Below are 22,475 nucleotides of genomic sequence, written 5' to 3' on the forward strand. Positions count from 1 at the left end.
GCCCACCGACACTCCTCCCCCGAGGGCTGCGCTGTGGGCGAACACACGTTCGAATCCCGCGCGGGTGGGCCGCGCACTCAGCCGAGATGCCCGGCCTTCTCCATCTGCCGCAGCTCGCGCTTCAGCTCGGAGACCTCGTCGCGCAAGCGTGCGGCGAGCTCGAACTTCAGCTCCCCCGCGGCCTCGAGCATCTGCCCGTTCAGATCGCGGATCAGGCTCTCGAGGTCGTTCGCGCCCTCGGCGGCGATGCCCTCCCGACGCAGGTTCGGCACAGGCGAGGTCTTCTTCGCGTCACGGCCGGCGAGGAGGGCCGCGGTGTCGGCCTCTTCGCGCGCGAGCACCTGGGTGATGTCGGCGATGCGCTTGCGGAGCGGTGTGGGGTCGATGCCGTTGACCCGGTTGTACTCGATCTGCTTCTCGCGGCGCCGGTTGGTCTCTTCGATGGCGTTCGTCATGGAGTCGGTCATGACGTCGGCGTACATGTGCACCTGGCCGGAGACGTTGCGCGCCGCGCGGCCGATCGTCTGGATGAGCGAGGTCGACGAGCGCAGGAAGCCCTCCTTGTCGGCGTCGAGGATCGCCACGAGGGAGACCTCGGGAAGGTCGAGGCCCTCGCGCAGCAGGTTGATACCGACGAGCACGTCGTAGACGCCGGCCCGCAGTTCGGTGAGCAGCTCGACGCGCCGGAGCGTGTCGACGTCGGAGTGCAGATAGCGCACCCGCACCCCGGCTTCGGTGAGGAAGTCGGTGAGCTCTTCCGCCATCTTCTTCGTGAGCGTTGTGACCAGCACGCGCTCGTCGCGTTCGGCGCGCACCCGGATCTCTTCGAGCAGGTCGTCGATCTGCCCCTTCGAGGGCTTCACCACGATCTCGGGGTCGACGAGGCCGGTCGGGCGGATGATCTGCTCGACCACGCCGTCGGCGATGCCGAGCTCGTAGCGCCCCGGCGTCGCGGAGAGGTAGACCGACTGGCCGATGCGGTGCTTGAACTCGTCCCACTTCAGCGGGCGGTTGTCGAGCGCGCTCGGGAGACGGAAGCCGTGCTCGACGAGTGTGCGCTTGCGCGAGGAGTCGCCCTCGTACATGGCGCCGATCTGCGGAACGGTCACGTGCGATTCGTCGATCACGACGAGGAAGTCGTCGGGGAAGTAGTCGAGCAGGCAGTGCGGCGGTTCGCCCGCCGCGCGCCCGTCGATATGCCGCGAGTAGTTCTCGATGCCCGAGCAGAAGCCGATCTGCTCCATCATCTCGAGGTCGAAGGTGGTGCGCATGCGCAGCCGCTGCGCCTCGAGCAGCTTGCCCTCGCGCTCGAGTTCGGCGAGTCGCTCGTCGAGCTCGTCTCGGATCGTGCCGATCGCCCGTTGCATCACGTCGGTCGAGGCGACGTAGTGCGAGCCGGGGAACACGGGCACCGCGTCGAGCTTCTGGATGACCTGCCCCGTCAGCGGGTGCAGGCTGTAGAGCGCCTCGATCTCGTCACCGAACATCTCGATGCGGATCGCGTGCTCTTCGTAGACCGGGATGATCTCGATCGTGTCGCCGCGCACCCGGAAGTTGCCCCTGGAGAAGTCGACGTCGTTGCGCTGGTACTGCATCGAGACGAACTTGCGGATCAGCCAGTCGCGGTCGACCCGCTGGCCGACCTGCAGCGGCATCATCGCGTTGAGGTACTCCTCGGGCGTGCCGAGGCCGTAGATGCACGACACGGTGGAGACCACGACCACGTCGCGCCGCGAGAGCAGCGAGTTGGTCGTGGAGTGGCGCAGCCGCTCGACCTCGGCGTTGATCGAGGAGTCCTTCTCGATGAAGGTGTCGGTCTGCGGCACGTAGGCCTCGGGCTGGTAGTAGTCGTAGTAGGAGACGAAGTACTCGACCGCGTTGTGCGGCATGAGCTCGCGGAACTCGTTCGCCAGCTGCGCGGCCAGGGTCTTGTTGTGCGCGAGCACGAGCGTCGGCCGCTGCACCTGCTCGATCAGCCAGGCGGTCGTCGCCGACTTGCCGGTGCCCGTGGCGCCGAGGAGTACGACGTCGGTCTCACCGGCGTTGATGCGGGCCGCGAGCTCGGCGATCGCCTGCGGCTGGTCGCCGCTCGGCTGGTATTCGCTGACGACCTCGAACGGGCGCACGGAGCGGGTGGATTCCATGCCGTCAAGTCTAGGTTCGGCCACCGACACGACGGCCGGCTCGAGGCATCCCTTCGCGCAGGGCGAACCCGGTCAGCGCGCCGCGAGCTCCGAGGCGACCCGCGACCAGAGCGCGTCCGCCTGACTCATCGTGTGGCCGAGCGAGCCGTCGGTGTCGATCACGACGTCGGCGACCTTCAGCCGCGCCTCGCGGTCGATCTGCGCGTCGACGCGGGCCTCGGCCTGGAGCGGGTCGAGGCCCCGCTGCTCGACGAGACGCTTGACCTGCGTGCGCTTCGGCGCGTCGGTCACGACGATGAGGTCGAAGGGGTGGTCCACGTTCGCCTCGACGAGGAGCGGCACGTCGTAGACCACGACGGCATCGGGGTTCTCGGCCTCGGCCTTCGCGATGAGGCGGCCCGACAGCTCGCGCACCGCGGGGTGCACGATGGCGTTCAGCTTCGCCCGCGCGGCGTCGTCGCCGAAGACGATGCGGCCGAGACGCTCGCGGTCGAGCGAGCCGTCGGCGCGGAGCACCTCGGCACCGAAGGTCTCGACGATCGCCGCGAGCGCCGGAGTGCCGGGCTCCACGACCTTGCGCGCGAGCTGGTCGGCGTCGAGATGCACGGCGCCGTGCTCGTAGAGACGCCGGGCGACGGTGGACTTGCCGGACGCGATGCCGCCGGTGAGGCCGATCAGGTACACAGCCTCACTCTAGCCGTGCGAGACTCGTGCCGGCGGAAGGAGCCCGCATGCTGGAACTGCTGACGGCCACGGGGCTGGCGCTCGCGGCCGGCCTCAACGCGTGGATCCCGCTCGTGCTCCTCGGCGCCCTCGACCGGTTCACGGGCCTCGTCGAGCTCCCACCCGGCTGGACCTGGCTGGCGAACGAGTGGGTGCTGCTCATCCTCGTGGTCCTGCTCGTCGTGGAGTTCCTGGCCGACAAGGTGCCGGGACTGGACACGGTCAACGACGTCGTGCAGACCGTCGTGCGCCCCACCGCGGGCGGGATCGCCTTCGGCTCGGGCCTGGGCGCGACCACCGTCGCCGTCACCGACCCCGAGACCTTCTTCGCCACGCAGCAGTGGGTGCCGATCGCGGTGGGCGTCGCGCTCGCGCTGCTCGTGCATCTGCTGAAGGCCGGGGCCCGCCCGATCCTGAACGCGGCGACCGCGGGGGTCGCCGCGCCGATCGCGAGCACGGCCGAGGACGCCGGCAGCGTGCTCATCGTCGTCGCGGCCGTGCTGGCGCCGATCCTCGTGCTGCTGGCGATCGCGGCCGCAGTCGCCGCGACGGTCTGGCTCCTCCGCCGTCGGCGTCGTCGACGCGCGGTGGCGGCACCCGACGCATCCACCTGAACCAGGCCCGAAACGGCGGAAGGCCGGCTCCCTCGGGAGCCGGCCTTCCGGTGATCGCAGGAGCGATCAGTTGTTGCTCGAGAGCTTCTCGCGGAGCGCCGCGAGCGAAGCGTCGTCGGCGAGGGTGCCCGCGCCGGCGGTCTCGCTCGAGTAGGACGCGCCACCGGCCGAGAACGAGTCGTCGGCGGCCTGAGCGGCGAGCGAAGCAGCAACCTGCTTCTTGTGCGCCTCCCAGCGAGCCTGGGCGGCAGCGTAGTCCTGCTCCCACTTCTCGCGCTGGGCCTCGAAGCCTTCCTTCCACTCGTTCGTCTCGGGGTCGAAGCCCTCCGGGAACTTGTAGTTGCCCTGCTCGTCGTACTCGGTGAGCATGCCGTAGAGCGCCGGGTCGAACTCGGTGCCCTCGGGGTCGACGCCCTCGTTCGCCTGCTTCAGCGAGAGCGAGATGCGGCGACGCTCGAGGTCGATGTCGATGACCTTGACGAAGACCTCTTCGCCCACCGAGACGACCTGCTCGGCCAGCTCGACGTGCTTGCCCGACAGCTCCGAGATGTGCACGAGGCCCTCGATGCCGTCGGCGACGCGAACGAACGCACCGAACGGAACCAGCTTCGTGACCTTGCCCGGTGCGACCTGACCGATCGCGTGCGTGCGGGCGAAGACCTGCCAGGGGTCTTCCTGCGTCGCCTTGAGCGAGAGCGAGACGCGCTCGCGGTCGAGCTCGACGGAGAGCACCTCGACGGTGACCTCCTGGCCGACCTCGACGACCTCGCTGGCGTGCTCGATGTGCTTCCACGAGAGCTCGGAGACGTGCACGAGGCCGTCCACGCCACCCAGGTCGACGAACGCACCGAAGTTGACGATCGAGGAGATGACACCCTTGCGGATCTGGCCCGGGTGCAGGTTGGCGAGGAAGGTCGAGCGCGACTCCGACTGGGTCTGCTCGAGCAGCGCACGGCGCGACAGGACCACGTTGTTGCGGTTCTTGTCGAGCTCGAGGATCTTCGCCTCGAGCTCCTGGCCGAGGTACGGGGTGAGGTCGCGCACACGGCGGAGCTCGATGAGCGACGCCGGGAGGAAGCCGCGGAGGCCGATGTCGACGATCAGGCCACCCTTGACGACCTCGATGACCGAACCGGTCACCACGCCGTCGGACTCCTTGATCTTCTCCACGTCGCCCCACGCGCGCTCGTACTGCGCACGCTTCTTCGACAGGATCAGGCGGCCTTCCTTGTCCTCCTTCTGGAGAACGAGGGCCTCGACGGTGTCGCCGACCTCGACGACCTCGCTGGGGTCGACGTCGTGCTTGATGGAAAGCTCACGGGAGGGGATGACACCCTCGGTCTTGTACCCGACGTCGAGGAGGACCTCGTCGCGGTCGATCTTGACGACAGTGCCCTCGATGAGGTCGCCGTCGTTGAAGAACTTGAGCGTCTTCTCGACCGCGGCGAGGAAATCGTCAGCAGATCCGATGTCGTTGATCGCGACCTGCTTGGGCGCCTTGGTCGTTGCGGTTGTCATGAAGTAAATGCTCCGAATGGACAATATCGGGCCCGTCGCGAAGGTAGAGCGTGTGTGTGTTCCGCGATGGGCATGCGGACAGGAATGTCACACGAGTGACATCCCATCCTAACCGATTTCGGAGGAGCGGGGCAATGCGACCGTCTCGCTCCCGGCCGAGGAAGCCGGACGCTCCCCCGATCACGCCGCGGCCGCCGCGGCCGGGCTCGGTCGTCACCCGAGCAGCGCCGAACGCAGGGTGTCGAGCCCGACGCCGCCGAGCGCGAGCGCCCGGCTGTGGAAGCGGCGGATGTCGAAGTCGGCGCCCTCCCGGCGGCGCAGCTCGTCGCGCAGCTGCTCCCAGATGCGTTGGCCCACCTTGTAGGACGGCGCCTGCCCCGGCCAGCCGAGGTAGCGGTTCACCTCGAAGGTGACGAAGCCGTCGTTCATCGCGACGTTGCGCCCCATGAACTCGAAGGCGTACTCGCCGGTCCACACGCCCTGGCCGTCCGGGCGCTGCTTGCCGAGGTGCACGCCGATGTCGAGCACGACCCGGGCCGCGCGCATCCGCTGCCCGTCGAGCATGCCCAGCCGGTCGGCCGGGTCGTCGAGGTAGCCGAGCTCCTCCATGAGGCGCTCCGCGTAGAGCGCCCAGCCCTCGGCGTGCCCGGAGGTGCCGGCCAGCTGCCGGCGCCAGAGGTTCAGCGTGCCCCGGTTCACGACCGCCTGACCGATCTGCAGGTGGTGTCCGGGGACGCCCTCGTGGTAGACGGTCGTGAGTTCGCGCCAGGTGTCGAACTCGGTGACGCCCTCGGGCACCGACCACCACATCCGCCCGGGCCTGGAGAAGTCGTCGGTGGGACCCGTGTAGTAGATGCCGCCCTCCTGGGTCGGCGCGATCATGCACTCGAGGGTGCGGATCTCCTCGGGGATGTCGAACTGGCTCGCGCCGAGCTCCGCCACGGCGCGGTCGCTCGTCTCCTGCATCCAGCGCTGCAGCGCCTCGGTGCCGACGAGCTTGCGGCTCGGGTCGGCCTCGAGCGCGGCGATCGCCTCGCGCACCCCGCCGCCCGGCACGATCTCGCGGGCGATCGACTCCTGCTCGGCGACCATGCGAGCGAGTTCCTCGATACCCCACTCGTACGTCTCGTCGAGGTCGACGACTGCGCCGAGGAACTGCCGGGACTGCAGCGCGTAGATCTCGCGGCCCACCCCGTCGGCCTGGCCGGCGGCAGGGGCGAGCTCGCCCTCGAGGAACTCCGCGAGCCCGCGGTACGCCTCGGCCGCGGCGCCCGCCGCTCGCTCGAGGTCCTGCTGCAGGGAGGCCGGCAATGTGGCACCGTCGGCGTTCGCCGAGGACGCGAAGTCCGCGAAGAAGCCGTCGCTCGCCGCGGTGCGGCGCGCCTGCGCGGCGACCTCCCGCACCTGGCGCACGGCGGGCACCACCCCACGGCGGATGCCCTCGCGCAGCGTCTCGGCGTAGCCGCCGATCGCCTCGGGCACCGCGGCGAGGCGGGTCGCGATGCGCGACCAGTCGTCGACGGATGCGGTCGGCATCAGGTCGAACACCTCGCGGATCTCCTGCGCCGGGCTCGCGATGACGTTGAGGTCGCGAAGGTGCAGCTCGGCGGCGTCGCGCTCGAGCGAGAGCTCCAGCTCGCTGCCCAGGTCGTCGCGGGTGACCCGGTCCACTTCGTCGACGACGGGCGCGGCCCGCAGCGCGGACAGCGCGGCCCGCGTCGCCTCGCTCGCCCGCTCGTGGCCCGCGGGCGAGTAGTCGGGCAGCCGGTCGTCGGCCTCAGTGCGGCCGATGTAGGTGCCGACGGTCGGGTCGAGGTCGACGAGCGTGTCGACCCAGCCCTCAGCGAGGCGATCGATCTCGGTCTGCGCGCGTTCTGCCATGGGCCGAGCCTAGCCGCCGCCCGGCCGCCCGCGCAGGCAGCGACACCCGGGCGAGGGCCCGGCTGCCGCTGCGCGGCGGTCAGTGCGCGGCGTCGTCCCAGTTCGCGCCGCGCCCGACCTGCACGTCGAGCGGGACGAGCAGCTCGGCCGCGTTCGCCATGCGGGCGCGCACGATGCCCTCGAGCTCGTCGCTCTCGCCGGCCGCAACCTCGAAGATGAGCTCGTCGTGCACCTGCAGCAGCATGCGCGAGGCGAGCCCGCGCTCGCGTGCGTCGCGCTCGATGCCCGTCATCGCGACCTTGATGATGTCGGCGGCGGAGCCCTGGATCGGCGAGTTGAGCGCGGCCCGCTCGGCGTTCTCGCGCAGCACCCGGTTCGGGCTGTTCAGATCGGGGAACGGCCGGCGACGACCGAAGATCGTCTCGGTGTAGCCGTCGATCTTCGCCTGCTCGACGACGCCGCGGAGGTAGTCGCGCACGGCGCCGAAGCGCTCGAAGTAGTCCTTCATCAGCTGAGTCGCCTCGGCGCGGTCGATGCGAAGCTGCTTGGAGAGGCCGAAGGCGCTGAGGCCGTACGCGAGCCCGTAGGACATCGCCTTGACCTTGGTACGCATGAGCGGGGTGACGTCGGCCGGGTCGACGGAGAAGATGCGCGCGCCGACGAAGCGGTGCAGGTCTTCGCCCGCGTTGAACGCCTCGATCAGCCCGGCGTCGCCGGAGAGGTGGGCCATGATGCGCATCTCGATCTGCGAGTAATCGGCCGTCAGCAGCTCGGTGTACTCGGCGCCGTGACGGAACGCGACGCGGATGCGCCGGCCGTCTTCGGTGCGGATCGGGATGTTCTGCAGGTTCGGGTCGTTCGACGACATGCGACCGGTCGCCGCGCCGATCTGGCCGTAGGTGGTGTGGATGCGCGCGTCCGCGGCGATCGACTTGTCGAGCGACTCGACGATCTGCCGGAGCTTCGTGGCGTCGCGGTGTTCGAGCAACAGGCCGAGGAACGGATGCGGGTTGGACTCCTGGAGGTCGGCGAGGGCGCCGGCGTCGGTCGTGTAGCCCGTCTTCGTGGCGCGGGTCTTCGGCATGCCCAGCTGGTCGAAGAGCACCTCCTGCAGCTGCTTCGGCGAGCCGAGGTTCACCTCGCGGCCGATCTCGGCGTAGGCCGCTGCGGCGAGCCCGGCGGCCCGCTCCCCCAGCTCGGCCGACAGGGCGGCGAGGGCCTCGTGGTCGACCGCGACGCCGCGGAGCTCCATCGCGGCGAGCACCGGCACGAGGGGCATCTCGATCTCGGCGAGCACCCGGCGCGGGCCTTCGTCGAGCGCCGCGAGCACGAGCGGGGCGAGGCGCACCGTGTACCAGGCGAACTCGGGCGCACCGGAGTCGCTGCCCTCTTCGGGGACGAGCTGAGAGGGGTCGCCGACGGGCACCGTCTCGCCGAGATAGCGGTCGACGAGCTCGATCAGGTTCTTCTCGGTGAGGTTCGGCCGCACGAGCCAGGCGGCGAGCAGGGGGTCGACGACGAGTCCGTCGACGGAGAGCCCGCCGCGGATGAGCGCTTTCAGCTGCGCCTTCGCGTCGGTCATGATCTTGGGCGCGTCGCTCGCGAGCCAGGCCTCGAACGGGGCGAACTCGGCGCGACCCGCCTGCCACGGCAGCTCGATCGACGCCTCGGCCGTGGCGATGCCGATCGTCGCCACCTCGCCGCCGACGGTCTCGACGTGCAGCCCGAGACCCGCTGGCGCAGCCTGCTGCGCCTGCTGCAGCCAGGCCGCCAGCTCCTCACCGACGGGTCGCGTGGGTGTCGGCGCCGCGACGGCGGCCTCGCGCTCGACGGGCGCGGCGGCGCGCGCGCCACCGTTCGCCTCGCCGCGGGCGATCTTCATGACCCGGTCGAGCAGGGTCTTGAACTCGAGCCGGCCGAACAGCTCGTGCACGGCGTCCTCGTCGATCGGCCGGGCTGCGAGATCGGCCAGCTCGAGCTCGAGCTCGACGTCGGTGACGAGTCGGTTGAGCTTGCGGTTGCGAATCGCGTTCTCGCGCTCGCGGCGCAGGTTGTCGCCGACGACGCCCTTGATCTCGTCGATGTGGTCGAAGATGCCCTGCAGGTCGCCGTAGAGCTTCAGCCACTTGACCGCGGTCTTCTCGCCGACCTTCGTGATGCCGGGCAGGTTGTCGCTCGTCTCGCCGACGAGCGCGGCGATCTCGGGGTACTGCTGGGGCGGCACGCCGTAGCGCTCGATGACCGCCTCGGGGTCGTAGCGCTTCAGCTGCGACACGCCCTGGGTGTTCGGGTACAGCAGGGTGACGTCGTCGTTGACCAGCTGGATCGTGTCGCGGTCGCCGGAGACGAGCAGCACGCGGTAACCCTCGGCCTGGCCGCGTGCGGCGAGCGTCGCGAGGATGTCGTCGGCCTCGAAGTCGTCCTTCTCGAGCGTCGTGATGTTGAGCGCCTTCAGCGCCTCCTGCAGGATCGGCACCTGCCCCTTGAACTCGACCGGCGTCTCGCCGCGGTTGCCCTTGTACTCCTCGTACTCGCGGGTGCGGAACGAGACCCGCGACTTGTCGAAGGCGACGGCGAGGTGCGTGGGCTTCTCGTTCTGCAGCAGCAGGAGCAGCATCGAGAGGAAGCCGTGGATGGCGTTCGTGTGCTGCCCGTCACGGGTCTGGAAGCTGTCGACCGGCAGGGCGTAGAAGGCTCGGAAGGCCAGCGAGTGGCCGTCGACGACGAGGAGGGTGGGCTTTGCTGCGTCCGTCACTCGGACAGCCTACAAGCGGCCACCGACACCCGAGGTCCGGGGTCGTGCGGCGAAGCCGCGATCACGGGGAGACGGCGGATGCCCCGTCGGCGCACGGCCGGCGGGGCATCCTGAGTCGGAGGGAACGACCGGCCGTCGACCGGCGCTCCGGCGTCACTTCTTGGCGGAGAGCTGCTCGATGATCGCCTGCGAGACGTCGCGCATGGTGAGGCGGCGGTCCATCGAGGCCTTCTGGATCCAGCGGAACGCCTCGGGCTCGGTGAGGCCCATCTTCTCGTTCAGCAGGCCCTTCGCACGGTCGACGAGCTTGCGGGTCTCGAAGCGCTCGACGAGGTCGCCGACCTCGGCCTCGAGCGCGATGATCTGCGCGTGGCGGGCCAGGGCGATCTCGATCGCGGGCAGCAGGTCGTTCGGGGTGAACGGCTTCACGACGTAGGCGAGGGCACCGGCCTCGCTGGCGCGCTCGACGAGCTCCTTCTGGCTGAACGCGGTGAGCAGCACGACCGGGGCGATGTGCCCCTTCGAGAGCCGCTCGGCGGCCGAGATGCCGTCCAGCTGCGGCATCTTCACGTCCATGATGACCAGGTCGGGCCGCAGCTCCGTGGCGAGCTGCACGGCGGTCTCGCCGTCACCCGCCTCGCCGACGACCTCGTAGCCGTTGTCCCGCAGGATCTCGACGATGTCGAGGCGGATGAGCGACTCGTCTTCGGCCACGACCACGCGACGCGGTGCGGGCTGGGTTGATTCGGTGTCAGTCACGCCAGAAAGCCTACGGTATTCTGAGCGAGGCCTCTGGCCGGTGTGGCGGAATGGCAGACGCGGAGCACTCAAAATGCTTTGCCCGAAAGGGCGTGTGGGTTCGACCCCCACCACCGGCACCAGTGCGCGGTCGCCCGCCCGCCGGGCGCGTCGCGCGGCTCAGCCGAGGTCCCCGGCGGCCCGTTCCGCGGCGGCGGCGACGTGCCGGTTGCGCTCCTCGAAAAGCCGCAGCAGATGCCGGCGGAGCACGGGCTCGGCGAGGCGCCCGAGCGGCCCCCGGAACACCACGTGGTCGCGCATCAGCGTGCCGCCGTCGAGCGGCTCGAAGCGGTGCTCGTGGCGGAAGAGCGCGAACGGTCCGCGCAGCTGCTCGTCGACGAATCGGCTCGGCCGCTCGAGCGCATCGATTCGAGGTGCAGGTCGATGTCGCACGAGGCGTCGAACGCCGCCGCGGGCGGGGCCGCGATGCGGGTGGCGCACTCGAACTCGACGGTCACGGCGCCATCCTCGCACGGCCCGCGGACCGATCGCCGCCGCGCACATGCAGCGGCGGCCCGATCCGAGGGATCGGGCCGCCGCAGCGCCGTCGGGGTTAGAGGACCTCGCCGACCTTGTGCACGCGCACGTCGTTCGTGGTGCCGGGGATGCCGGGAGGGGAACCGGAGACGATGACGACCGTCTCGCCCTCTTCCGCCCGACCCGACTTCGCCAGCGCCTCGTCGACCTGCTCGACCATCTGGTCGGTGTGGGTGACGCGCTCGACGACGAAGGTGTCGACGCCCCAGTAGAGCGCCATGCGACGGCGGATGGCCTGATCCGGCGTGAACGCGAGGATCGGGATGTCGCTGCGCAGGCGCGCCATGCGGCGGGCGGAATCGCCCGACTCGGTGAAGACGCACAGGTACTTCGCGTCGACGAAGTCGGCCACCTCGACCGCGGCCGCCGTGATGGCGCCGGACTGGGTGCGCGGCTTCGTGCCGAGCGGGGGCACGCGCTCGAGCCCGTGCTTCTCGGTCGACTCGACGATGCGCGCCATGGTCTGCACCGTGATGACGGGGTACTCGCCCACGCTCGTCTCGCCCGACAACATGACCGCGTCGGCGCCGTCGAGCACGGCGTTCGCGACGTCGCTCGTCTCCGCGCGCGTCGGCACGGGGCTGTGGATCATCGACTCGAGCATCTGCGTCGCGACGATCACCGGCTTCGCGAGACGACGGGCGATCTCGACCGCCCGCTTCTGCACGATCGGCACGGCCTCGAGGGGCAGCTCGACGCCGAGGTCGCCGCGGGCGACCATGATGGCGTCGAAGGCCTCGATGATGCCTTCGAGGTGATCGACCGCCTGCGGCTTCTCGATCTTCGCGATGACGGGCACGCGCCGGCCGACCTCGTCCATGATCTCGTGCACGCGGACGATGTCGTCGGCGTTGCGCACGAAGGAGAGGGCGATCAGGTCGGCGCCGAGCTCGAGGCCCCAGCGCAGGTCGGCCTCGTCCTTCTCGGACAGCGCCGGCACGTTCACAGCGACGCCGGGAAGGTTGATGCCCTTGTTGTTCGACACCGGACCGGCGACGACGACCTTGGTCGTCACGACCACGCCGTCGGTCTCGACGACCTGCACCCGGACCTTGCCGTCGTCGATCAGCAGGAAGTCGCCGGGGGCCACGTCCTGCGGCAGGCCCTTGAACGTCGTGCCGACGAGCTCCTTCGTGCCCACGACGTCCTCCGTCGTGATCTTGAAGATGTCGCCCTCGGCGAGCTCGTAGGGTCCGCCCTCGAACTTGCCGAGTCGGATCTTCGGGCCCTGGAGGTCGACCAGCACCGCCACGGCGCGACCGGAGTCGTTGGCCGCCTTGCGGACGTTCTGGTAGACGGCCTCGTGCACGTCGTACGTGCCGTGGCTCAGGTTCATGCGGGCGACGTCGACGCCCGCATCGATGATCGCTCGGATCTGTTCATAGCTCGATGTCGCCGGCCCGAGGGTGGCGACGATCTTCGCTCGTCTCATATTCGTATGTGCTCCCAGGTGTTCCGCGCGAACGCGGTGCGGTGCCGGCGGCTCGCGCCGCCGACGCTCAGACGGAGAAGGCGCGGGCCGTCGCAGCGATCGGGCTCGGCAATCTCGTGTCCCCTTCAAGGTACCGGTCGACGGCCGCCGCCGCCGCCCGGCCCTCGGCGATCGCCCACACGATGAGCGACTGCCCGCGACCCGCGTCGCCGGCGACGAAGACGCCCGGCTGCTCGGTCGCATACTGCGCGTCGCGGGCGAGGGCGCCGCGATCGGTGACGTCGAGCTCGAGCTGCGGCTGGATGGTCTCCGTCTCGGGACCGGTGAAGCCGAGGGCGAGCAGCACGAGGTCGGCCGGGATCTCGCGTTCGGTGCCCGACTTCGGCACGCGGCGCCCGTCGACGAACTCGGTCTCGGCCACCCGCACCGCGCGGAGCTCGCCAGCGTCGTTCGCGAGGAACTCGACGGTCGACACGAGGTACTCGCGCGTGCCGCCCTCCTCGTGCGCGCTCTGCATCTCGAAGAGCGTCGGATGCATCGGCCAGGGCTGACTCGAGCTGCGCACCTCGCCCGGCTGACGGCCGATCGCGAGGTTCGTGACGCTCAGCGCGCCCTGACGGTGGGCCGTGCCGATGCAGTCGGCGCCGGTGTCGCCGCCGCCGAGGACGACGACGTGCTTGCCCTCGGCGCTGATCTGGTCGAAGACCGGGTCGCCGGCGACCGCGCGGTTGCCCTGCACGAGGTACTCCATGGCGAAGTGCACGCCCGGAAGGTCGCGACCGGGGATCGGCAGGTCGCGGGGCACCATCGCGCCCGTCGCGACCACGACGGCGTCGTAGCGCGACCGCAGCTCGTCCCAGCCGATGTCCGTGCCGATGTCGACCCCGGCGCGGAAGCGCGTGCCCTCGGCGGTCATCTGCGCGAGGCGCTGGTCGAGGTGGCGCTTCTCCATCTTGAAGTCGGGGATGCCGTACCGCAGCAGGCCGCCGATGCGGTCGTCGCGCTCGAAGACCGCGACGGTGTGCCCCGCGCGGGTGAGCTGCTGCGCCGCGGCGAGACCCGCGGGGCCCGAGCCGACGACGGCGACCGTCTTGCCGGTCAGGCGGCCCGGCGGCTGCGGCTGCACCCAGCCGTTGCCGAAGGCCTGGTCGATGATGGAGACCTCGACCTGCTTGATCGTGACGGCGGGCTGGTTGATGCCCAGCACGCACGCGGACTCGCACGGGGCCGGGCAGAGCCGGCCCGTGAACTCCGGGAAGTTGTTCGTGGCATGCAGCCGCTCGATCGCGGCACGACCCTCGCCGCGCCACATGAGGTCGTTCCACTCGGGGATCAGGTTGCCGAGGGGGCAGCCCTGATGGCAGAACGGGACGCCGCAGTCCATGCACCGGCCGGCCTGCCGACGCAACTGGGCGGAATCGCCCGGCTCGTAGACCTCTTTCCAGTCCATGATCCGCACCGGAACGGGGCGCCGCTTGGGCAGCTCCCGTTCGGTGACCTTCAGAAAGCCCTTCGGGTCAGCCACCCGTCACCTCCATAGCGCTCGTGTTGCCGTTCGGATCGGTGTTCGCGGTCGCCTCAGCCACCCGTCACCTCCAGGATGCGGGTCCAGACCACGTCGCCGTCGGGGTCGAGGCCCTCGTCGACGGCGGTCTGCCGCGTCTGCAGCACGGCCGCGTAATCGCGCGGCAGCACCTTGGTGAAGCGATCGAAGGCGGCCTCGCCGTGCTCGAGAAGGGAGGCCGCGACCGCGGAGCCCGTCTCGGCCAGGTGCTGCTCGAGCAGGTCGCGCACGATCTCGCGGTCGGCCGAGCCGAGCTGCAGGAGCTCCAGCTCGCCGCTCGCGAGGGACTCCCGGTTCACCATGGCCTCGTCGAGGCCCAGCACGTACGCCGTGCCGCCCGACATGCCCGCGCCGAGGTTGCGGCCGGTGTCGCCGAGGATGAGCGCGAGCCCGCCCGTCATGTACTCGAGCGCGTGGTCGCCCACGCCCTCGACGACGGCGGTGGCGCCGGAGTTGCGCACCAGGAAGCGCTCGCCCACGATGCCGCGGATGAACATGCTGCCCTGGGTCGCACCGTAGCCGATCACGTTGCCGGCGATGACGTTGCGCTCGGCGGCGAAGCTCGCCGTCGGCGCGGGGCGCACGACGATGCGTCCGCCCGAGAGCCCCTTGCCGACGTAGTCGTTCGAGTCGCCCTCGAGCCGCAGCGTGATGCCGGCCGGCAGGAACGCGCCGAGCGACTGCCCGGCGGAGCCGGACAGCGTGATCTCGATGGCCCCCTCGGGGAGGCCGTTGGCCCCGTGCCGCGCGGTGACCTCGTGGCCGAGCATCGTGCCGACGGCACGCTCGGTGTTCTTGATCGGCAGCTCGATCTCGACGTGGCCGCCCTGCTCGAGCACCTGCCGGGCCCGCGCGATCAGCTCGTTGTCGAAGTGCTCGTCGAGCTCGTGGTCCTGCGCACGGGCGTGCTTGCGCGGTTCGGCGTCGGCGAAGTCCGGGCCGATGAGCACGGGCGTGAGGTCGAGCCCCGAGGCCTTCCAGTGCGAGACCGCCCGGTCGACGTCGAGGAGCTCGCGCCGGCCGATGATCTCGTCGATGGAGCGGAAGCCGAGCGCCGCGAGGTGCTCCCGCACCTCCTCCGCGATGAACTCGAAGAAGTTCACGACGAACTCGGGCTTGCCGGTGAATCGCTTGCGCAGCTCCGGGTTCTGCGTCGCGACGCCCACGGGGCAGGTGTCGAGGTGGCAGACGCGCATCATGATGCATCCCTCGACCACGAGCGGCGCCGTGGCGAAGCCGAACTCCTCGGCCCCGAGCAGGGCGCCGATGATGACGTCGCGCCCGGTCTTCAGCTGCCCGTCGACCTGCACCACGACGCGGTCGCGCATGCCGTTCAGCATGAGCGTCTGCTGCGTCTCGGCGAGGCCGAGCTCCCAGGGGGTGCCGGCGTGCTTGAGCGAGTTCAGCGGGCTCGCGCCGGTGCCGCCGTCGTGGCCGGAGACCAGGATGACGTCGGCGAGGGCCTTCGCCGTGCCGGCGGCGACCGCGCCGATGCCCGACTGGCTCACGAGCTTCACGTGCACGCGCGCCTTCGGGTTCGCGCGCTTCAGGTCGAAGATGAGCTGCTTCAGGTCTTCGATCGAGTAGATGTCGTGGTGCGGCGGCGGCGAGATCAGGCCGACGCCGGCGGTCGCGTGCCGCGTGCGCGCCACCCACGGGTAGACCTTCGTGGGCGGCAGCTGACCGCCCTCGCCCGGCTTCGCGCCCTGCGCGAGCTTGATCTGGATGTCGTCGGCGTGCGTGAGGTACATGCTCGTCACGCCGAAGCGGCCGGAGGCGACCTGCTTGATCGCGCTGCGCCGCTCGGGATCGAGCAGCCGCTCGAGGTCCTCGCCGCCCTCCCCCGTGTTCGACTTCGCGCCGAGGCGGTTCATCGCGATGGCGAGCGTCTCGTGCGCCTCCTTCGAGATCGAGCCGTAGCTCATCGCGCCGGTGGAGAAGCGCTTGACGATCGACGAGATCGGCTCGACCTCGTCGAGCGGCACCGGCGGACGCACCCCGCTGCGGAGGGCGAACAGGCCGCGGAGCGTCATGAGCTCCTCGGCCTGCGAGTCGACGAGCTGGGTGTACTCCCGGAACACGTCGTAGCGACGGTTGCGCGTGGAGTGCTGCAGGCGGAACACCGTCTCCGGGTTGAACAGGTGCGGCGAGCCGTCGCGGCGCCACTGGTACTCGCCGCCCGTCGCGAGCCGCTCGTGCGCGCGCACCGCGACGTCCTCCGGGTACGCCTCGGTGTGCCGGCTGAGGTTCTCGGCCGCGATGACGTCGATGCCGACGCCGCCGAGCTTCGAGGTGGTGCCGGTGAAGTACTCGTCGATGAACTCCTGCGACAGGCCGATCGCCTCGAACGCCTGCGCCCCCGCGTAGGAGGCGATGGTCGAGATGCCCATCTTCGACATGATCTTCAGCACGCCCTTGCCGAGCGCCTTGATCACGTTGTGCACCGCGTCCTCGGGGGTCACCCCGGAGATCACGCCGGAGCGCACGAGGTCCTCGCACGTCTCCATCGCGAGGTACGGGTTCACCGCGGAGGCGCCATAGCCGATGAGGAGCGCGACGTGGTGCACCTCGCGCACGTCGCCCGCCTCGACGATGAGTCCCACGCGCATGCGCGTCTCCGCGCGGATCAGGTGGTGGTGCACCGTCGAGAGCATGAGCAGCGACGGGATCGGCGCGAGGTCCTTGTTGGAGTCGCGGTCGCTCAGCACGATGAAGGACGCGCCCGCGGCGATCGCCTCGTCGACCTCGCGGCAGATCGCGGCCAGCCGGTCGCGCATCGCGTCGGGGCCCTCGTCGAAGCGGTACGTGCCGCGGATGGTGACCGTCGTGCGTGAGCCCGGGGTCGGGTCGATGTGCACGATCTTCGCGAGCTCGTCGTTGTCGATCACCGGGAAGTCGAGCGAGACCTGCCTGGCGTGCTCCGGACCGGCCGTCAGCAGGTTCCGCTCCGGGCCGAGCCCCGTGCCGAGCGAGGTCACGACCGCCTCGCGGATCGAGTCGAGCGGCGGGTTCGTGACCTGCGCGAACTGCTGGGTGAAGTAGTCGAAGAGCAGACGCGGACGTTGCGCGAGCACGGCGATCGGGGTGTCGGAGCCCATCGCTCCGAGCGGCTCCTGCCCGGTGCGCGCCATCGGCGCCAGCAGGATCCTCACTTCCTCCTCGGTGTAGCCGAAGGTGCGCTGGCGACGGTTCACCGAGGCCGGCGGGTGCACGATGTGCTCGCGCTCGGGAAGCTCGGCCAGCCGGATGCGGCTCTGCTCGAGCCACTCGCCCCACGGCTGGGCCGCGGCGAGCTCGCGCTTGATCTCGTCGTCCTCGATCAGGCGGCCGGCTTCGGTGTCGACGAGGAACATGCGGCCCGGCTGCAGTCGGCCCTTGCGGACGACCCGCGAGGGCTCGATGTCGAGCACTCCGATCTCGCTCGCCAGCACGACGAGGCCGTCGTCGGTCACCAGGTAGCGGCCGGGGCGCAGGCCGTTGCGGTCGAGCGTCGCGCCGACCAGGGAGCCGTCGGTGAAGACGATCGCCGCGGGGCCGTCCCACGGCTCCATGAGCATCGAGTGGTACTCGTAGAAGGCGCGGCGCTCGGCATCCATGCCGGCCTGGTTCTCCCAGGCCTCGGGCACCATCATCATCACCGCGTGCGGCAGGCTGCGCCCCGAGAGGGTGAGCAGCTCGACGACCTCGTCGAACGACGCGGAGTCGCTCGCGCCCGGGGTCACGATCGGCAGGATCGGGTCGAGCTCGCCGAGCAGCTCGGACTCGAGCTGCGACTGGCGGGCCCGCATCCAGTTGCGGTTGCCCTGGATCGTGTTGATCTCGCCGTTGTGCGCGATCATCCGGAACGGCTGCGCGAGCGGCCACGACGGGAAGGTGTTCGTCGAGTAGCGCGAATGCACGAGCGCCAGCTTCGACGCGAAGCGCTCGTCGGAGAGGTCGGGGTAGAACGGCTCGAGCTGGAGCGTCGTGACCATGCCCTTGTAGACCATGGTGCGCGCCGACAACGAGGCGAAGTACAGCTCGAGCTCCCGCTCGGCGCGCTTGCGCAGGCGGAAGGTGAGCCGGTCGAGCGCGATGCCCGCGACGGCGGGCGCTCCCTCGGCGACCGCCGCGCGCACGTACAGCTGCTGCACGGCGGGCATCGCCTGCCGCGCGAGCGTGCCGAGCTGCTCGGGCCGCACCGGCACCTCGCGCCAGCCGAGGACGGTCAGGCCCTCCTCCGCGGCGAGCCGGGCGAGCGACTGCTTGATGCGGCTGCGCGAGGTTGGGTCGACCGGGAGGAAGGCGTTGCCGACCGCGTACTCCCCCGCCGCGGGCAGCGGGAACTCGGTCACCGCGCGCAGGAACTCGTCGGGGATCTGGGTGATGATGCCCGCGCCGTCACCGGTGCCGGCGTCGGAGCCGATGGCCCCGCGGTGCTCCAGGTGGCGCAGCGCGTCGAGCGCCGCGGTGATGATGTCGTGCCCGGCGGTGCCGCGGAGCGTCGCGACCATCGCGAGCCCGCAGGCGTCTTTCTCGGCGGCTGGGTCGTACAGGCCCTGTGCGGCCGGCACGGTGCCGAACCGCGAGAAGGGAGGGGTGAGCGACACGGGAACCGTCCTCTCAGCAAGCGGAAAAGGAGGGGACGCCGTCGGCCCTTCGCAAGGGATCTGCACGGCACGAGGTGCGGCGCCGCTGCGGGAGAACGGGGACTGACTCCTAGACGGAGGACGAGCGGCCTGGGCTTGTGGCGGCCGACTCAGGGGCGTTCTCGGACTCGACGCCGTCGTCGAGCGAGTCCGATTCGGACTCGATTTCGTCAGAGTCTACAACAGCATCGGGCCGCTGCCATTCACGGCCCGGCGCGTAGACGCTCGGCTCGAGTCCGGTGTGCCGGCGCGACTGCACGATCAGCAGGATGACGCCGATGACGACGGCCGCGAAGGAGGCCCAGACGTTCGAGCGGATGCCGAGGAGCATCTCGCTCGGGTCGACGCGGATGGACTCGAGGAACGCGCGGCCCAGGCCGTACCAGATGAGGTAGACGGCGAAGGCCTTGCCCCAGCGGAGACCGCCCTTGCGCTCGAGCAGCAGGATCACCGCGACACCGGCGAGGTTCCAGATGATCTCGTACAGGAACGTCGGGTGGAACAGCGTGCCCTCGGGCAGGCCCTGCGGCCACGCCGGGTTGGAGTACTCGATCTCGAGACCCCAGGGCAGATCGGTCGGCGAACCGAACAGCTCGTGGTTGAACCAGTTGCCGAGCCGGCCGACGGCCTGGGCCACGAGGAGGCCCGGCGCGAGCGCGTCGGCGAAGGAGAGGAAGCGCAGGCCGGTGATGCGGCAGGCGATGAGCACGCCGACCGCGCCGCCGATGAGCGCGCCGTAGATGGCGTTGCCGCCCTCCCAGATCGCGAAGGTCTTCCACCACTCCTGGCCCGCGAAGTAGTCGTTCGGGTGGGTGAAGACGTGGTAGAACCGGGCGCCGATGATGCCGAGCGGCACCGCCCAGAGCGCGATGTCGAGCACGATGCCCGGCTCCGCGCCGCGCTTCGTGAGCCGGCGCGAGGTGATGACGACCGCGAGGATGATGCCGAGCAGGATCCACAGCGCATAGGTGTGGATGTTGAGCTGCCACCCGAAGAGGTTGAGCTCGAAGACCTGCCACGAGTAGTCCGGGCTCGGGATGCTGAACGGTGCGATCACGCCGTCGACTGCCTTTCGTCAGGTGGTGCGGCCGCCACGGCGGCCCACATGAGCGTACTTCACTGCGGGCGCGTGCCGCGCGCGAGCTCGGCCGCGAGCCGGCCGGCGGCCTCGGCGCCGCCCTCGGCGACCGCCGCGACGAGCGCGGAGCCGACGATGGCGCCCTCGGCGTACTCGAGCACCTCGGCGACCTGTGCCGCGGTCGAGATGCCGACGCCGACGCAGGCCGCCTCGGCGCCCGCCTCGTGCAGGCGCGAGACCAGCGTGCGCGCGGCGCGGTCGACGTCGGAGCGTGCGCCCGTGATGCCCATCGTCGAGACGGCGTAGACGAAGCCGCGGCTCGCCTCGACGGTTCTCGCGAGGCGGGCGTCGGTCGACGTCGGCGCCGCGAGGAACACCCGGTCGAGGCCGGTGCGCTCGGTGGCGGCGAGCCAGTCGGCCCCCTCGTCGGGGATCAGGTCGGGGGTGATGAGCCCGGCTCCCCCGGCGGCGGCGAGCTCGTCCGCGAAGCGGTCGACCCCGTACTGCACGACGGGGTTCCAGTACGTCATGATCAGCACCGGGGCATCCGTGCGCTCCGTGATGCGGCGCACCGCCTCGAAGCCGTCAGCGATCCGGAAGCCGTTCTGCAGCGCCTGCTGTGTCGCGGCCTGGATGACGGGCCCGTCCATGACGGGGTCGGAGTACGGCAGCCCGAGTTCGAGCACGTCGACGCCGTTCTCGACCAGCGCCACGGCCGCCTCGACGCTCTCGTCGAGCGTCGGGAAGCCGACCGGCAGGTAGCCGATGAGCGCGCCGGCCGCCTCGCGATTGCGCCGGGCGATGACGTCGCCGACCGTCCGCATCACGCCTGCTCCCCGTCGTAGAGGCCGAAGTACTCCGCGGCCGTGTCCATGTCCTTGTCTCCGCGGCCCGAGAGGTTCACCAGGATGACGGCGTCAGGGCCGAGCTCGCGACCGAGCTCGAGCGCGCCCGCGAGGGCGTGGGCCGACTCGATCGCGGGGATGATGCCCTCGGTGCGGGTGAGCAGCCGCAGCGCCTCCATGGCGGCGGCGTCGGTGACCGGGCGGTACTCGGCCCGGCCGAGCGCCGCGAGCCACGAGTGCTCGGGGCCGACGCCCGGGTAGTCGAGGCCGGCGGAGATCGAGTGCGACTCGATGGTCTGGCCGTCCTCGTCCTGCAGCAGGTAGCTGCGCGCGCCGTGCAGCACGCCCGGGCGGCCCTTCGTGATCGTCGCCGCGTGCCGGGGCGTCTCGGCGCCCTCGCCGCCCGCCTCGAAGCCGATGAGCCGCACGTCGACGTCGTCGAGGAAGGCGTGGAAGATGCCGATCGCGTTCGAACCGCCGCCGACGCACGCCGCGACGGCGGTCGGCAGGGCGCCGGTCAGCTCGAGCACCTGCGCCCGCGCCTCCTCGCCGATGATCTTCTGGAAGTCGCGCACCATCTCGGGGAACGGGTGCGGACCGGCGACCGTGCCGAAGACGTAGTTCGTCGTCTCGACGTTCGTCACCCAGTCGCGCATCGCGTCGTTGATGGCGTCCTTCAGGGTGCGCGAGCCGGTCTTCACGGCCACGACCTCGGCGCCGAGCAGGCGCATGCGGGCGACGTTGAGCGCCTGGCGCTCGGTGTCGACCTCGCCCATGTAGATCGTGCAGTCGAGGCCGAACAGCGCGGCCGCGGTCGCGGTGGCGACGCCGTGCTGGCCCGCGCCGGTCTCGGCGATGACGCGCGGCTTGCCGATGCGCTTGGTGAGCAGCGCCTGACCGAGCACGTTGTTGATCTTGTGCGAACCCGTGTGGTTCAGGTCTTCGCGCTTCAGGATGATGCGGGCGCCGCCCGCGTGCTCCGCGAAGCGGGGCGCCTCGGTGATGATCGAGGGGCGCCCGGTGTAGCTGCGCCCGAGCTCGGCGAGCTCCTCGTGGAAGGCCGGGTCGAGCTTCGCGAGCTCGTACGCCTCGGAGAGCTCGTCGAGGGCGGCGACGAGGGACTCGGGCACGAACCGCCCGCCGAAGTCGCCGAAGTACGGACCGTGGGCGTCTCGGAGCGCCATGTCACACCGCCAGGAATGCAGAGAGGGTGGCCACCGGATCGCTCGTGACGAGCGCCTCGCCGACGAGCACGGCGTCGGCGCCGGCCCGGCGGTAGTGCGCCACGTCGTCGGGCGAGAGCACCGCGGACTCCGCGACGCGGATCGCGCCGTCGGGGAAGCGGTCGACGAGCCGGCCGAACAGGTCGCGGTCGAGCTCGAAGGTGTTCAGATCGCGCGCGTTCACGCCGATGAGCTTCGCGCCGAGCGCTGCGGCGCGGTCGAGCTCCTCGGCCGAGTGCGCCTCGACGAGCGCCGTCATGCCGAGTTCGGTGATGAGCGCGTACAGCTCGGCGAGGGTCGCGTCGTCGAGGGCGGCGACGATCAGCAGGGCGAGGTCGGCACCAGCCGCACGGGCCTCGAACACCTGGTACGGCGTCGAGAGGAAGTCCTTGCGCAGCACCGGCAGCGCGACCGCCTCGCGGACCGCTTCGAGGTCGTCGAGCGAACCGCCGAAGCGACGGCCCTCGGTGAGCACGCTGATCGCGCTCGCGCCGCCGAGCTCGTAGTCGCGCGCGAGCGCGGCCGGGTCGGTGATCGTGGCGAGCGCGCCCCGCGAGGGGCTCGAACGCTTGATCTCGGCGATGACCTTCACCCGGTCGGCCGGTCGCAGCGCCTCGAGCGCGTCGATGGCGGCCGGGCGCGCCAGCGCGGCGCGCTCGACCTCGGCGAGCGGACGAGTCTGCCGGCGCGCCTCGGCGTCGGCGACGGCGTTGGCCGTCAGCTCGGCGAGCACGG

General features: G+C 70.7%; 15 protein-coding genes and 1 tRNA gene. 2 read left to right on the top strand and 14 right to left on the bottom strand.

Annotation, left to right across the window (positions count from 1 at the left end):
- Window positions 1-77: 77 nt before the first annotated feature.
- Window positions 78-2,144: an excinuclease ABC subunit UvrB gene (gene uvrB / locus ACFWE1_RS00410; protein ID WP_376931614.1), complete on the bottom strand. Its 2,067-nt coding sequence runs from the start codon at window positions 2,142-2,144 to the stop codon at window positions 78-80.
- A 72-nt stretch (window positions 2,145-2,216) separates the two neighbouring features.
- Entirely contained in the window at window positions 2,217-2,828 is a 612-nt protein-coding gene (gene coaE, locus ACFWE1_RS00415; RefSeq protein ID WP_376931615.1) for a dephospho-CoA kinase, read from the bottom strand.
- 47 nt (window positions 2,829-2,875) lie between these two features.
- Here coaE and ACFWE1_RS00420 point away from each other — a divergent pair, with 47 nt between their 5' ends.
- Window positions 2,876-3,481 carry a DUF4126 domain-containing protein gene (locus ACFWE1_RS00420; RefSeq protein ID WP_376931616.1) on the top strand — a complete coding sequence of 202 codons (606 nt, stop codon included), beginning with the start codon at window positions 2,876-2,878 and terminating at the stop codon, window positions 3,479-3,481.
- 66 nt (window positions 3,482-3,547) lie between these two features.
- Here ACFWE1_RS00420 and rpsA read toward each other — a convergent pair whose 3' ends face one another.
- From rpsA to ACFWE1_RS00440, 4 genes are all read right to left on the bottom strand, one after another.
- Complete coding sequence (rpsA, locus tag ACFWE1_RS00425; protein WP_189084935.1) at window positions 3,548-4,999, bottom strand: 30S ribosomal protein S1; 1,452 nt, start codon at window positions 4,997-4,999, stop codon at window positions 3,548-3,550.
- A gap of 213 nt (window positions 5,000-5,212) precedes the next feature.
- Window positions 5,213-6,880 carry a DUF885 domain-containing protein gene (locus tag ACFWE1_RS00430; protein ID WP_376931617.1) on the bottom strand — a complete coding sequence of 556 codons (1,668 nt, stop codon included), beginning with the start codon at window positions 6,878-6,880 and terminating at the stop codon, window positions 5,213-5,215.
- A 79-nt stretch (window positions 6,881-6,959) separates the two neighbouring features.
- Window positions 6,960-9,635, bottom strand: coding sequence for a DNA polymerase I (gene polA, locus ACFWE1_RS00435; RefSeq protein WP_376931618.1), 2,676 nt, complete (start codon window positions 9,633-9,635; stop codon window positions 6,960-6,962).
- Between the two features lie 153 nt (window positions 9,636-9,788).
- The gene (locus tag ACFWE1_RS00440; protein ID WP_189084931.1) at window positions 9,789-10,394 is read right to left on the bottom strand and encodes an ANTAR domain-containing response regulator; all 606 of its coding nucleotides are present in this window, start codon (window positions 10,392-10,394) and stop codon (window positions 9,789-9,791) included.
- A gap of 36 nt (window positions 10,395-10,430) precedes the next feature.
- On the opposite strand from ACFWE1_RS00440, the gene ACFWE1_RS00445 reads away from it, so the two are divergent.
- Window positions 10,431-10,516: transfer RNA gene (locus ACFWE1_RS00445), tRNA-Leu, on the top strand.
- 37 nt (window positions 10,517-10,553) lie between these two features.
- Here the strand turns inward: ACFWE1_RS00445 and ACFWE1_RS00450 are convergent.
- From ACFWE1_RS00450 to trpC, 8 genes are all read right to left on the bottom strand, one after another.
- Window positions 10,554-10,826 (bottom strand): hypothetical protein, encoded by a 273-nt coding sequence (locus ACFWE1_RS00450; RefSeq protein WP_376931619.1) that lies wholly within the window; start codon window positions 10,824-10,826, stop codon window positions 10,554-10,556.
- A gap of 160 nt (window positions 10,827-10,986) precedes the next feature.
- Window positions 10,987-12,402 carry a pyruvate kinase gene (gene pyk / locus ACFWE1_RS00455; RefSeq protein ID WP_376931620.1) on the bottom strand — a complete coding sequence of 472 codons (1,416 nt, stop codon included), beginning with the start codon at window positions 12,400-12,402 and terminating at the stop codon, window positions 10,987-10,989.
- 67 nt (window positions 12,403-12,469) lie between these two features.
- Window positions 12,470-13,927 carry a glutamate synthase subunit beta gene (locus tag ACFWE1_RS00460; protein ID WP_376931621.1) on the bottom strand — a complete coding sequence of 486 codons (1,458 nt, stop codon included), beginning with the start codon at window positions 13,925-13,927 and terminating at the stop codon, window positions 12,470-12,472.
- 53 nt (window positions 13,928-13,980) lie between these two features.
- Window positions 13,981-18,555 carry a glutamate synthase large subunit gene (gene gltB, locus ACFWE1_RS00465; protein WP_376931622.1) on the bottom strand — a complete coding sequence of 1,525 codons (4,575 nt, stop codon included), beginning with the start codon at window positions 18,553-18,555 and terminating at the stop codon, window positions 13,981-13,983.
- Window positions 18,556-18,664: 109 nt separating this feature from the next.
- Window positions 18,665-19,651, bottom strand: a complete 987-nt coding sequence (gene lgt / locus ACFWE1_RS00470) for a prolipoprotein diacylglyceryl transferase (RefSeq protein WP_376931623.1) — start codon at window positions 19,649-19,651, stop codon at window positions 18,665-18,667.
- 59 nt (window positions 19,652-19,710) lie between these two features.
- Window positions 19,711-20,496: a tryptophan synthase subunit alpha gene (trpA, locus tag ACFWE1_RS00475; protein WP_376931624.1), complete on the bottom strand. Its 786-nt coding sequence runs from the start codon at window positions 20,494-20,496 to the stop codon at window positions 19,711-19,713.
- The gene (gene trpB, locus ACFWE1_RS00480) at window positions 20,496-21,701 is read right to left on the bottom strand and encodes a tryptophan synthase subunit beta (RefSeq protein WP_376931625.1); all 1,206 of its coding nucleotides are present in this window, start codon (window positions 21,699-21,701) and stop codon (window positions 20,496-20,498) included. The genes trpA and trpB overlap by 1 nt, the downstream gene beginning before the upstream one ends.
- A gap of 1 nt (window position 21,702) precedes the next feature.
- Window positions 21,703-22,473 (bottom strand): indole-3-glycerol phosphate synthase TrpC, encoded by a 771-nt coding sequence (gene trpC, locus ACFWE1_RS00485; protein ID WP_189084925.1) that lies wholly within the window; start codon window positions 22,471-22,473, stop codon window positions 21,703-21,705.
- Window positions 22,474-22,475 lie beyond the last annotated feature (2 nt).

The sequence above is a fragment of the Agromyces sp. NPDC060279 genome (assembly GCF_042726785.1).
In the GTDB taxonomy this organism is placed as follows: domain Bacteria; phylum Actinomycetota; class Actinomycetes; order Actinomycetales; family Microbacteriaceae; genus Agromyces.